Below are 12,690 nucleotides of genomic sequence, written 5' to 3' on the forward strand. Positions count from 1 at the left end.
TCGGCGCCCGGATGATTCGTGTGACGAGCGTTGACATCGCCCAGGTGCGGACGCGCATGCCGAGAGGGGCGGCCATGATGGTCTCTTTCTGTGGCGTGGCTACTGGTGCAGGCGTGCGGGTCGAGCGTGTTCGTCGGTGCCTATCGCGGGCCGGGGATGGAGGAAGGAGCCGCCGCTGACGGCCCCTCCTTCTGTCCGGCTACTTGTCGCGACGGGTCCCGGCTTGAACGGAGTCCGAGCCTGAGGGGGCTGCGGCTGCGGCCGGCTGGCCGGCTGCAGCGGCGTCCTGTCGCGCCTTCTCGAGTTCATCGGCTTCTGCGCCGCCGATCGCTTCGCCGCGGGCCACCATGCCGGCCGTGTCGGAGAGCTTGATCTGCGGCAGGAACAGCGCGAGGAGGAACGCGGCGGCGATGAACGGCAGCAGGTACCAGAACACCGGCGCGAGGGAGTCGGCGTACGCGTTCACGATGCCGTTCTGCACCGCCTCGGGAAGCTTCGCCACGGTCGCGGGGTCGATGCTGCCCGCCGAGGACGCCGCATCAGTCGCGGAACCGCCGGCGCCGCGGAACACGTCCGTCAGCGAGGTGGTCAAACGTGCGGTGAACAGTGCACCGAAGACGGCGGTGCCGAGGGAGGCGCCGACCTCGCGGAAGTAGTTGTTCGTCGAGGTGGCGGTGCCGACCTGCTCGGCGGGTACGGCGTTCTGTGCGACGAGGACCACGACCTGCATGATGAGGCCGAGGCCGGCGCCGAAGACGAACAGGTAGACGCAGATCAGCCAGATCGGGGTGTCCGCAGCCAGCTGCGTCAAGCACAGCATCGCGGCGGCGACGAGGATCGTGCCGACGATCGGGAACATCCGGTAGCGGCCGGTCTTCGTGATGAGGTTGCCGGATACGACGGAGGTGCCGATGAGGCCGACCATCATCGGGAGCATGAGAAGCCCCGAGACTGCGGCCGAGGTGCCGGACGCCATCTGCAGGAACGTGGGAACGAACCCGATGGCGGCGAACATGCCGATGCCGAGCACGAGGCCGATGCCGGTCGCGAGCAGGAAGGTACGGTTGCGGAAGAACGACATCGGGAGCACCGGGTCCTCGACGCGGGACTCGACGAGCACGAGGAGGGCCGCGGCGACGACGAGGCCGGCGAACCAGGCCCAGGTCTCGGGGGCGTCCCAGCCGTGGTCCTTGTTGCCGCCGAACTCGGAGAAGAACACCAGGCAGGTGGTGGCGGCGGACATGAGGAGCACGCCGAGGACGTCGATCTTCTTCTCGGCCTTCTTGGTCGGCAGGGTGAGTGCGAACCAGGCGATGAAGAACGCGGCGATCCCGACGGGGATGTTGATGTAGAACGCCCAGTTCCAGGTGAGGTGGTCGACGAAGAACCCACCGAGCAGCGGGCCGCCGATCGCGGACAGGCCGAAGATCGCACCGAGCGGGCCGAGGTACTTGCCGCGCTGCGACGCGGGCACGATGTCCGCGATGATCGCCTGCGACAGGATCATCAGACCACCTCCACCGAGGCCCTGCACCGCACGCCACACGATCAGCTGTGTGAAGTCGCCGGCGAACGCGCAGCCGGCCGATGCGATGGTGAACAGCGCGATGGCGATGAGGAACAGGTTCCGCCGTCCGAGGACGTCGCCGAACTTGCCGTAGATCGGCATCACGATCGTGGAGGCCAGCAGGTAGCCCGTGGTCAGCCACGCCTGGTGCGCGACACCGCCGAGCTCGCCCACGATGGTGGGCATCGCCGTGGACACGATGGTCTGGTCGAGGCTCGACAGCAGCATGCCCGCGATGAGCGCCGAGAAGATGGTCCAGATGCGGCGCTGGGTGAGCAGAAGTGGCCCGTCGGACCGTCCTGCCCGTTTCGCGCTCTTGGTCGAGCTCATGGGGTGTGCTCCAGTTCGTTGATCGAGTGTGCCGCCGAGAGCGGCGCACTGCTGGCCGGGACAGCGGGGCTGTCCGAGTTCGCCATCGCTGTGACAAGGCGGAAGTTGGTGCGGAGGATGTCCTCGAAGGGCGGCCCGTCGTCATCGGCGAAGAACCGCCACGCGGTCGCTTTGAGCAGTGCGCCGATGATCTCGGCAACGAGCCGCCCGCGGTCGTCGGCCGGGTCTGTCCATCCGAATCGGGAGCGCATGGCGTCGCCGACGAGGTTCATCTGCCGGTCGGTCGCGGTGACGAATCGCGCCACGAGGGAGGGCTCGCGTTCCAGGACGTCCCGCATGAGGGCTTCTTCGCCGCGGTCGAGGCCGACGACATGGAGATGTTCGATCGCCAGTGCGACCGCCGCTTCGAAGGGAGCGAGGTCGGGGTCGACCGCCGCTCCCGCAGCGAAGGTGGCAAGCAGGTCGTCTTCGACGCCGAGCTCGATCCCGAGCACGACGTCTTCCTTCGACGCGAAGTGGTTGAAGAACGTCCGGCGGGACACACCAACTTCTTCGCAGAGCTGCTCGATGGTGAACCCGTTCAGGCCGTCCGCGATCGTCCGGCGACGGGCCGTGGCGATCATGCGACGGCGAAGCAGTCGCGTGCGCTCAGATGTGTTCACACTCTGCAGTGTTGCACTTTGCGAGGCACAGTGCAACTACTTGAAGGTGGAGGTGCAGACCTCGCTGGCCGTGCGGCATGGATGCGACAACGCTCCGTGGTACGGACGGAAGTATCCGGCACCACGGAGCGTCGTGGATCGCGGGTGGATCAGGCCGTGTGGAAGCGGCGGAAGGCTTCCTCGAGCGTCTCGGTCGGGTGACCGATCAGCGTGGAGAGGACCGTCGAGGGTCCGTCGAGCGCGCCGTCGGCGACGGCGGCGTCGAGGCCGACGAGGAACCCGATCGTGCCTTCGTCGAGACCTGCAGCGACGAGTGCCTCCTGGTGCTCCTCCGACGAGACGCCGGCGTACGCGACGTCGCGTCCGAGGACACGGCTGGCGGTGGCGGCGAACTCGGCGCCGTCCCAGGCGGTGTCGCCGGCGAGCTCGAGTGTCTCGCCGCGATGCGCGTCCGTTGCGGCGACGACGGCTGCCGCTTCGGCGTAGTCGGAGCGGGAGGCCGAGGCGATCCGGCCGGTGCCGCTGCTGGCGAGCCACTGGCTGGTCGCGGCGATCTGGGCGAACGCCTGCTCGTAGTTCTCGTTGTACCAGTTGTTCCGGAGCACGGTCGCGGTGACGGGTGAGGCCGCGAGGAGGTCCTCGGTGGCCTTGTGCTCGGGTGCGACGAACAGCGTCGACGTGTCGGCGCGGGGAGCGCTGGTGTAGACGATGTGCTGCACGCCGGCCTGTTCCGCGGCGCGGATGGCGTTGGTGTGCTGCGGGACACGCTGGCCCACCTCGCTGCCGGAGACGAGCACCAGGGTATCGATGCCGTGGAACGCGGCCTGGAGGGCGTCCGGGTCGGTGTAGTCGGCGACTGCGGTGCGGACATCGTGGTCGAGGAACAGTGTCGAGAGGCGGTCGGCGTTGCGGCCGACCGCGACGACGTCATCGGCAGCGAGGCCGCGGGCGAGGAGGTGCTCGACGATCAGGCGGCCGAGTTGACCGGTCGCGCCAGTGACGGCGATCGTCACTTGATGACCCCGAGACCGTCGGTCCATCCGATCTGCTCGGAGACGGCCAGGCCCATCTGAAGGTAGCCGATGCCCTCGAGCTCGTGGGCGCGGGCGAGGGGGCCGGCGTCGTACGCGTCGAGGCCACCGGCGGTGATCGCTTCGCGGAGGGCGGCCTTCGCGTCGGCGTCGTCGCCGGCGATGAGCACGGCGGTCTTCTTGCCGCCGACGCTCTTCGCGGCCAGCGCGCCGGCGAAGTTGGTGTTGAACGCCTTGACGACGTGGGACTCGGGCAGGCGGGCGGCGAGGTCCGCGGCGCCGCTGCCGGCGTCGAAGGCGACGGGCTGGAAGGTGGCGAAGTCGACGGTGTTGGTGATGTCGACGACGGTCTTGCCGCCGAGGGCGGCCTTGTACTTGTCGGCGATCTCGGGGAGGGCCGCGTACGGGACGGCGAGGACGACGATGTCGCCGGCGAAGGAGGTGGGCTCGTCGGAGTGCTTGATGGACTCGACGGTGGCGCCGCCGTCGGAGAAGACGGAGGCGATCGCGGTGCCCATGTTGCCGGTACCGAGGATGCTGATGCTGGTCATGATGTGTGCTCCTGTTTCAGAGGTGGTGCGGTTGGAGAGGGTGAGTTCAGAGGGCGATGAAGCCGAGGATCGCGCTGACGATCGAGAGGATCATCAGGACGATCGGCGCCGCCGGAGATTCCTTGCGGCGCAGGTGGACGACCACGGCGCCGAGCATGAGGACCGCGAGGAGGATCGCAGCGATCGGGGTGAGGATCGGCGCGATGTCGAGCAGCAGCGGCAGGATCAGACCGATCGCTCCGAGAACCTCGGCGAGGCCGATGAGCTTGACGTGGCTGCTGGCGAAGTCGGCCGCCCAGCCCATCCCGCTGCTGGCGAGGGCCTCGGTCGGGCGTGCCAGCTTCATCAGGCCGGCTCCGAGGAACGCGAGCGCCAGGAGGCCATTGATGATCCAGAGTGCGATGAGCATGATCTTCCTTGTGCTTGAACGTTGAAGTAACGAGAGCGACAGTACACACCATTTTGTTGAACAGTCAAGTTTTTTCTGCGACGATGTGTGCATGGACGAACCGCGCTGGCTCAACAAGACCGAGGCGGCAGCCTGGATGGATCTCCTTGCGATCATCGAGCTGCTGCCTTCGGCCCTCGACGCTCAGCTCAAGCGTGACTTCGGGATGACCCGCTTCGAGTACAACGTTCTCTCGATGCTGAGCGAGTCGCCCGATGACAGCGCCCCGATGAGCAGCCTCGCCTTCCTCACCAACGGCTCACTCTCCCGTCTGTCGCACGCGGTGACGAAGCTCGAGAAGCGTGGGTGGGTGCGTCGCGTGCCGTCCGAGACGGACAAGCGCTCGCTCGTGGCCACCCTGACGGCGGACGGACGAGCGCTCATCGAGCGAGCGGCTCCGCATCACGTCGAGGAGGCTCGACGTGCGTTCTTCGACGCGATCTCGCCTGAGCGGGTCGGCGATCTCGCCGAGATCCTGCGGCCGATCGCCGCGAACCTCTTGACGCCGGACGCCGACTGCGGGTCGACGGTGCGCGCCGCTGCGCCGGCGGCTCACGACTGACCGTCGGCTCTCCAGACCGAAGACTCCACAGACCCCGACCGCTCGGACTGGCACCCGTCAGTCCGTCGCTCCGCCGTGCCCGCTCATCCGATGCGGCCGCCTCTCAGAACGGAAACTCCCATGAGCACGATCGACACGACAACCCGCCGCCCGAGCCGCCTCCGCGGGGTGCTCGTCGCGACTGTCCTCGCCGCCGTCATCGGCAGCATCGCCAACGCGATCATCGCCGTCAGCGCCCTCGCGGCCGGTGCTGACCCTGCAGTGCAGGGCCTGACGCCGCCGGCCTACATCACCTTCACCGTCGTCGGGGTCCTGATCGGCGCGATTGGGTGGGCGCTTATCAGCCGCGCGCGTTCGGCTGGCCGCGTGCTCGCGATCCTCGTCCCTGTCGTACTGGTGCTGTCCCTCATCCCCGACGTGCTCCTCGCCGTCAGTGGTGGCTCCGCTGCGATGACCGCGGGAGTGGCGCTCGGCATCATGCACCTCGTGACCACTGCGATTGCGGTGCCGATCTACCGCGTGTTCCTCCCGATCGCACGCTGAGTCCTCCTCCCGCCCGCCAGCTGACGACGCTTTCGTCGCCCAGCTGGCGGGCGTTCTGCATCCAGGCCCGCTCCTGCCGCGTCGAGCCTTCAAGAACGATGTGCAGCGAGTTGTTGACAGTTCAACCAAACGGCGTACAGTGGTCCTCGTTACTTGATAGTTCAAGTAATCCCTGGTTCCGGCAGCAGCAGCTCGTGCGGCCAGGATCCACGCCGACGTCGAACTCTGCAGGAGCAGCAATGAATCCCCTCGACACTTCTTCGGACCCGCGCCCCGCCCCGAACGCTGCCGCGCCCGGCACGCCGGACCGTGAGGTCGCGGAGTTCGGCGCCGTGCACCTCGAGGTCACCGACCTCGGTCGTTCCACCGCGTTCTGGACCGATGTCATCGGTCTCGTCCTGCGGTCCGAGTCCCAGGACCAGGTCGAGCTCGGTACGAAGGCACGGACGCTCGTCACCCTGCACCCGGGCGCCCAGACCGGGTTCCTGCAGGGCCACAGCGGGCTCTACCACCTCGCCGTGCACCCGCCGACAGAAGCCGACTTCGCACGGATCCTGCTCCGCCTCATCCGGGTCGGCTGGCAGATCTCCCCCACCGACCACATCATGTCGAAGGCGATCTACCTCCTCGACCCGGACGGCATCACCGTCGAGATCACCCTCGAGACGCCGGAACGTCTCCGCGGATTCCACTTCGACGACAACGGCCCGTACGTGCTCCGCCAAGACGGCAGCCGCTCCAACGGTCGCGAACCGCTCGACGTTCGCACCGTCCTGAACGCTCTGCCCGACGACGACACGACCCTCCCCATGCCGGAGGGCACGAAGATCGGCCACGTCCACCTGTACGTCGGGGACCTCGAAGCCGCCTACGGCTTCTACCGCACGTTCGGGTTCAACCAGGCTGTCTGGGCACCCCGCTTCCACATGGGCGACCTCGGTGGAGGCGGCGCGTTCAACCACCGCATCGCGGTGAACACCTGGCAAGGCATCGGCGCACCACAATCCCCCGCAGGGACCGCCCGCATGCGCGCCTTCACCCTCCGCCTCGACACCCACGAGCGCCTCGACCATGTCCTCGGCACCGTCGACGGACCCATCGAGGAATCCGACGCCGGCTTCCTCGTCCGAGACCCCAGCCTGAACACGCTGCTGCTCTCCGCCAACTAACCACCGCCCCAACCCGGGCACACAACCCCACTCACGTTCCGTGAGCGGCCACTTTCAGCCGAAGGACAAGTCCATGAGCACCACCGACGACAACAAGACCATCGCCCGCACCTTCTACGACGCCTACAACGGCGGCGACCTGCAGGGCGCGTTCGACACCTACATCGCCCAGGATCTCCTCAACCACACCAACGGCGGCGCGATGAACCGTGACATGTGGATGGGTTCCGACCTCGCCGCGAAGACCGCGGTCCCCGACCAGACCATGACGATCCTCGGCCAGGCTGCCGACGGCGACACCGTCTACACCCACTGGGTCCTCGAGGGCACCTTCAGCAACGGTGACCTGTTCGGCATCCCCGCCAACGGCAATGCGACCCGCCTCGAAGCCGTCGCCGTCGACGTCATTCGCGACGGCCAGATCGTCGAGCACAACGCCATCGGCGACTTCACCGCTTTCATGAGCCAGCTCACCGCTCAGTAAGCACCGCCCACGAGCTGATGCAATAGCCGAATCACTCCACAGTCGGCGAAAGCGAAAGACTCGCCGGCGGGATCGCACCGGATGGGCCGGGGTCGCGTGCAGCTCCCCCGGCTCATCCGGCCACCTTCGACTCCGCTAGCTGTTTCAGTAGCCGATGCTTCTCCGAGGCATCCTTGGTCCCCTCTACGCTGACGGGGCATGCAGAGCACCGCGACTCATCAGGTTCCGATGGGCGGGCCGCTCACCGCCACCCGCTCCCAGGCTGGACACGCGTCTCTTCATGGGGTTCGGACAACTGTGCGCGATTTGCGCCCGCGCGCCCTACCGGAGGCGCCGAGTGGTGTTGCCTTAGGGTCTGCACATGGGCAAGGTTGACGACTTCTTGAGCGAGCACCTTCACGGTCTTGCCGGTCCCTACCTCTTCGTCGGCGCAGGCCTTTCTAGGCGGTATGCGGGCCTTGGGGACTGGAAAGGGCTATTGACGCACTTTTCCGAGCTCACTGGTCATCCCTTCGCCTACTACCTTGGTGCCGCGGGCGGAGATTTCCCGACGGCAGCGACGCTCATCGCGGACGCCTTCTATGACTCCTGGTGGTCTGACGCCGCGTTCGCATCGTCCGTCGATGAGTGGCGAGATTCGGTAACGACCCGTGCTTCGCCACTCAAGTTTGAAGTAGCCAAATACGTGAGGTCGGCGCTCGAAGACTTCGCGCCGCCCGTAGACCTTCTTCACGAGTTCGAGCTATTCAAAGACTCCGTTGTCGACGGTGTGATCACGACGAACTTCGACTCCCTACTCGAGCGAGTATTTCCAGACTTCCGGCCATACATCGGTCAAGATGAACTTGTGTTCTCTGACACGCAAGGTATTGCGGAGATCTACTACATTCATGGAGGCGAAAAGCACCCCGATTCATTGGTGCTTACTGCGGAGGATTACGAGGATTACAACGCGCGGAACGCGTATTTAGCTGCGAAGCTAGCAACTATATTCGTCGAGCATCCCGTTATATTCCTTGGGTACAGTCTAGGTGATTCGAACATTCAGTCGTTGTTGGATTCACTGATCACTGGTCTTCGCCCGGAGAACGTCTCGAAGTTGCAGGATCGACTCATTTTCGTCGAGTGGGTGCCCGACCAGCCGGCAGACGTGAGCTCCACCGTGATGAATGTGAACGGGGTGTCTCTCCCGATCATCCGCGCAACGGTGCCAGACTTCCTGGAAGTGTTCAGCGCCCTCGGGCATCGCGAGCGAGCTATGCCAGCGCGCATCCTTCGGCTGCTCAAGGAGCAAGTGTTCGAGCTTGTGCAGAGCAATGATCCAGACGGGCGGCTTGTTGCCGTCTCCGACATAGACGACTCTAGCGCCAGCGGGTTGGACGTCGTTTTTGGCGTCGGAGCGAAGATGACGGCAGTTGGCATCGTCGGACTCACCCGTCAGGACCTTTTCGACGACGTTCTACAGAGCCCTGCTCGAGATTTGCCTGCGGATCTGGTCATCTCCAAGGTGTATCCCAAGCTGCCAATCACGACGTACGTGCCTGTCTTTAAGTATCTCGTCGAGGCTGGTCTATGGACGGCTGGCTCATGGCAAGGAGGCTCTGCACTAGAGACGGCCGCCAAGAGGCGGGCAGAGAGATATGCGGAGCTGTTCGCGAAGCTCGAGGAGCCGGGCGTTCTGTTGTCGGTGCCTGACCTCGAGGCAAAGATGGGCTGGGATCGTGTTTTGAACAGTGCGATGCAGTTGCCCACACTGACGAACGACGTTGCTGGTTTGCGGGAGTTTCTGGTGAAGTATCGTGAAAAACGCTCTGAACCGTGGTGGTCCACGCAGTACGCGAAAGCGGTCGTGGCGTATGACTGGATGCGCTTCGGAAGCGCGTGAGGCGCCTTCTATCGAGAGCTGCTCTTCAGCTCCCCGCATTTAGGGTGAGTCACCGCTAGCGGTAGCTTGTGTCGCTGATCGACAGTCGGTCGCTTAGAGGACGCCGAAGAGGACGGCGGAGACGACCCCCAGCGACCAGCGGACCGTCCGAAGGGCCGACCGGCAGCCGGATGCTTCCTAGCGGACGGTGCGGCGCTGCCGTCCGACGGTGGGCGCGATGACGGAGGCGCAGAGGATGAACGCCGCGGCGATGAAGAGGCTTGCGAGGGTGAGTGCGCTGTGGGTGCGTCCGACGGCTCCCGCAACGCCGGTGCCGCTGGTCAGTGCGGTGGAGACGGCGACGAGGACTGCGAGGCCGAGGGAACTGCGGAGCTGGTGGGCAGTGTTCACCAGGCCTGAGGCGGCTCCGGCGTAGGCGCTGTTTGCGCCAGCGATGCCGAAGCTGGAGAGGAGGGGCGAACGCGAGGCCTTGACCGGCACCGACGACGACCATCGGGGCGTCGATGGCGAGCATGAACGGCGAGTCAGCGGTGGCTAGCCCTTCCACGACGTCGTTGCCGACGTGCCCGAAGTCATCGAGGCGCACCACGTCAGGGCGCAGACTGCTTCATCATCAAGGTGCTCGCCCGGTCGATGCGGGACCTGGCGCGGATCACTGGACGGCTCGCCACGCTCGAAGGGATCACCACGAACGTCGTGTACTCGAGCCCCGTTCCCGCGCGGCACGTGGAACCTGCATGAGCAGCTGCCCCTCACGCAGAGCGGGGCGCTCCGGGATTTTGCCGTGGCGTCAGGGCCCCGTCAGTGCGCGCCGTCATGTCCGGTAGCCGATCGGCTATCGAGACGGCTCAGATGGCGGCCGTGCAGTGCTCAGGACGAGGCGTACCGCCTGTTTCGCTTCGTCTGGGACGAGCTGTTCATCATCGAGCGAGGTCGCGGCGACCCAGCTGGGGGCGTACTCGTTGGAGTCGGATGCTCGGTGTAGCTCCGGTCCTCCGAGCGACACATCCGTGAAGGTCATCCGCACGACGAAGTACGCCGCAGGCACATCGCTGTCTACGGGGACGTCGAGCAGCTCGCCCACGTCGCATCAAGCCCGGTCTCTTCGCAGGTTCGCGACGGCAGGCCTCACGTAGGTTCCCGCTCTCTTCGACGCCGCCTCCGGGGAGCACGCAGCAGCTCCGGCCGTTTTTGAACCGTCGGATCACGAGCACCTGCTCGTCGTGCACGACGACTGCCGCTAAGCAGTCAAGCTGGCGGTCAACGCCGATACGAGACAAACTGATGCCGGAACAGACAGTCTGAAACACTTCCAGACATTCTCACCCGCTTAGTCACAACTTGCCCGTGTGCTGCTTGAGCTGGGGATTCCCGTATACCTGTCTCGCGAGAATGCCCGGTGAAGGTGCCCTAAGTGCTACAGGTCGAAGTCGCCTCTCGTGGTCCCGCGGGTCGATGGCGGATTGGTCGCGGGCGACGGAAGCCGACCGGTCGTGCAGCCCGGGATACTCGGCACGGCCCGCGAGTGCGACTGGACCCGTCGTCGCTGCCAAACAACCTGTCCTTATCGGTATTTCGGACACGTTGTGCGGCAGTCGGACAAGTTAGCTGGCGGACGACACGTTCCCCTACTGCGGCATGTCCACGAACCGCGAGAACATCCCGTGGAACGCCACCGTGATCGTGTCCGTCGGCCCGTTGCGGTGCTTCGCGACGATGAAGTCCGCCTCGCCCTGCCGCGGGTTGTCCTTCTCGTAGGCGGACTCGCGGTGCAGCAGGATCACCATGTCGGCGTCCTGCTCGATCGAGCCCGACTCGCGCAGGTCCGAGATCTGGGGCTTCTTGTCCGCGCGCTGCTCGGGGCCACGGTTGAGCTGCGAGAGCGCGATGACCGGGACTTGGAGCTCCTTGGCCATGAGCTTGAGCGCACGCGAGAACTCCGAGACCTCTTGCTGGCGACTCTCGACGCGCTTGCCGCTCGTCATGAGCTGCAGGTAGTCGATGACGACGAGCTTGAGGTCGTGCTGCTGCTTGAGCCGCCGGCACTTGGCTCGGATCTCGACGAGCGTCATGTTGGGGGAGTCGTCGATGAAGAACGGGGCGTCGTTGATGCGACCGCGGGTCTGGGCGATGGTCGTCCAGTCGCGGGCGTCGACGGTGCCCTTGCGCATGTTCTGGAGCGGCACGCTCGACTCGGCGGACAGCAGGCGCATGGCGATCTCGGAGCGGCCCATCTCGAGCGAGAAGAACGCCGCGGTCTGGTTGTGCTTGACGGCGGCAGCGCGTGCGAGGTCGAGGGCGAGCGTCGACTTGCCGAGCGCCGGGCGCGCCGCGACGATGATGAGCTGGCCGGGGTGGAACCCGTTCGTCAGGGCGTCGAGCCCGGCGAACCCGGTCGGCACGCCGGTCATCTGCCCGTCGCGGCCCTTGGCGGCCTCGATCTCGTCGATGGCGGAGCCGATGGCCTCGGTCAGCGGCACGTAGTCCTCGGTCTGCACGCCACCCGCGACGTTGTAGACCTCGGCCTGGGCGTTGTTGACGAGGTCGGTGACCTCACCCTCGGACGCGTAGCCCATCTGCACGATGCGCGTGCCGGCCTCGACCAGGCGACGGAGCACGGCCTTCTCGGCGACGATCGCGGCGTAGTAGCCCGCGTTGGCCGCCGTGGGCACGAGCGAGGTCAGGGAGTGCAGGTACTCGGCGCCACCGGCCCGGGACAGCATGGCCGTCTTGGTGAGCTCGTCGGTCACCGCGATGACGTCGGTCGGCTCACCGTGCGAGTACAGCGACAGGATCGCGTCGAAGATGACCTCGTGCTTGGGGATGTAGAAGTCCACGCCCCGCGCGGTCTCGATCACGTCGGCGACGGCGTCCTTCGACAGCAGCATGCCGCCGATGGTCGACTGCTCGGCGAGCAGATCGTGGGGCGGCGTCCGCTCCATGCCCCGTTCGGCCATGTCCGGTGGTGCACCGAGATGCGCGATCGACACGCAGACTCCTCACTGTCCTGGTCGGCCCGTCCGGGCCGTTCGAGCATGATCCGGGAGGCCCGTCCCACCATTGGTACCGCCACCCCCCGACACCACCCTCGCGGCTCGAGCGCGACGGTCGTTCCGGTCCCGTGACGACCCGTTCCATGCCCCCTGCCCGAGTCGCTCCCGCAGGCTAGGGGAGCGAAGTTATCCCCAGCAAGAGGTCCTGTGGATAACTTTGTGGATGACACGGGGAACACGCCGGAAAGCGGTGGGGACAACTGTGGAAACTCCTGTGGAGGAGCGGGGACCGGGGCGAAATAAACCGCTTCTGACCTGGCGTTTCTGGTTGCACACCATGTGTGCACAACGTTGTTTAGAGTGCCGGTTGAAGGTTCCCGACTTGACGTCCTGCCTGTGCATAGAACCTGGACAGGGCGGCCTGATGTGGAGTACCACGTCCCGCGCTCCCAGCCCCACCACATG

The 12,690-nt window shown here is 66.0% G+C and carries 13 protein-coding genes; 5 read left to right on the top strand and 8 right to left on the bottom strand.

All coding sequences use genetic code 11. The features are described 5' to 3' along the window. Positions 1–199: 199 nt before the first annotated feature. The 5 genes from DEI81_RS10940 to DEI81_RS10960 all read right to left on the bottom strand — a co-directional run bounded on the left by DEI81_RS10940 (position 200) and on the right by DEI81_RS10960 (position 4,550). Complete coding sequence (locus DEI81_RS10940; protein ID WP_111010756.1) at positions 200–1,897, bottom strand: MDR family MFS transporter; 1,698 nt, start codon at positions 1,895–1,897, stop codon at positions 200–202. After that, complete coding sequence (locus DEI81_RS10945; RefSeq protein WP_181435393.1) at positions 1,894–2,595, bottom strand: TetR/AcrR family transcriptional regulator; 702 nt, start codon at positions 2,593–2,595, stop codon at positions 1,894–1,896. The genes DEI81_RS10940 and DEI81_RS10945 overlap by 4 nt, the downstream gene beginning before the upstream one ends. 113 nt (positions 2,596–2,708) lie before the next feature. After that, entirely contained in the window at positions 2,709–3,572 is an 864-nt protein-coding gene (locus DEI81_RS10950) for an SDR family oxidoreductase (RefSeq protein WP_111010758.1), read from the bottom strand. Then, positions 3,569–4,141 carry an NADPH-dependent F420 reductase gene (locus DEI81_RS10955; protein ID WP_111010759.1) on the bottom strand — a complete coding sequence of 191 codons (573 nt, stop codon included), beginning with the start codon at positions 4,139–4,141 and terminating at the stop codon, positions 3,569–3,571. The genes DEI81_RS10950 and DEI81_RS10955 overlap by 4 nt, the downstream gene beginning before the upstream one ends. A gap of 46 nt (positions 4,142–4,187) precedes the next feature. Continuing rightward, complete coding sequence (locus DEI81_RS10960) at positions 4,188–4,550, bottom strand: DoxX family protein (RefSeq protein ID WP_111010760.1); 363 nt, start codon at positions 4,548–4,550, stop codon at positions 4,188–4,190. A 91-nt stretch (positions 4,551–4,641) separates the two neighbouring features. Between DEI81_RS10960 and DEI81_RS10965 the strand changes: the two genes are divergently transcribed. The 5 genes from DEI81_RS10965 (at position 4,642) to DEI81_RS10985 (ending at position 9,232) form a co-directional block, all read left to right on the top strand. Next, positions 4,642–5,151, top strand: a complete 510-nt coding sequence (locus DEI81_RS10965; protein ID WP_111010761.1) for a MarR family winged helix-turn-helix transcriptional regulator — start codon at positions 4,642–4,644, stop codon at positions 5,149–5,151. A 120-nt stretch (positions 5,152–5,271) separates the two neighbouring features. Further along, positions 5,272–5,694, top strand: a complete 423-nt coding sequence (locus DEI81_RS10970; RefSeq protein ID WP_111010762.1) for a DUF6069 family protein — start codon at positions 5,272–5,274, stop codon at positions 5,692–5,694. 239 nt (positions 5,695–5,933) lie between these two features. Beyond that, complete coding sequence (locus DEI81_RS10975; protein ID WP_181435394.1) at positions 5,934–6,863, top strand: VOC family protein; 930 nt, start codon at positions 5,934–5,936, stop codon at positions 6,861–6,863. 73 nt (positions 6,864–6,936) lie between these two features. Then, complete coding sequence (locus DEI81_RS10980; protein ID WP_111010764.1) at positions 6,937–7,347, top strand: ester cyclase; 411 nt, start codon at positions 6,937–6,939, stop codon at positions 7,345–7,347. Positions 7,348–7,708: 361 nt separating this feature from the next. Continuing rightward, positions 7,709–9,232, top strand: coding sequence for an SIR2 family protein (locus tag DEI81_RS10985; RefSeq protein ID WP_111010765.1), 1,524 nt, complete (start codon positions 7,709–7,711; stop codon positions 9,230–9,232). Between the two features lie 177 nt (positions 9,233–9,409). On the opposite strand, the gene DEI81_RS16250 is transcribed toward DEI81_RS10985, so the two are convergent. The 3 genes from DEI81_RS16250 to dnaB form a co-directional block, all read right to left on the bottom strand. After that, positions 9,410–9,622 (bottom strand): hypothetical protein, encoded by a 213-nt coding sequence (locus tag DEI81_RS16250; protein WP_181435395.1) that lies wholly within the window; start codon positions 9,620–9,622, stop codon positions 9,410–9,412. Between the two features lie 530 nt (positions 9,623–10,152). Beyond that, complete coding sequence (locus tag DEI81_RS16770) at positions 10,153–10,542, bottom strand: NUDIX domain-containing protein (protein ID WP_375334771.1); 390 nt, start codon at positions 10,540–10,542, stop codon at positions 10,153–10,155. 318 nt (positions 10,543–10,860) lie between these two features. After that, positions 10,861–12,222: a replicative DNA helicase gene (dnaB, locus tag DEI81_RS11005; RefSeq protein WP_375334608.1), complete on the bottom strand. Its 1,362-nt coding sequence runs from the start codon at positions 12,220–12,222 to the stop codon at positions 10,861–10,863. Positions 12,223–12,690 lie beyond the last annotated feature (468 nt).

Source organism: Curtobacterium sp. MCBD17_013 (assembly GCF_003234565.1).
GTDB lineage: Bacteria > Actinomycetota > Actinomycetes > Actinomycetales > Microbacteriaceae > Curtobacterium.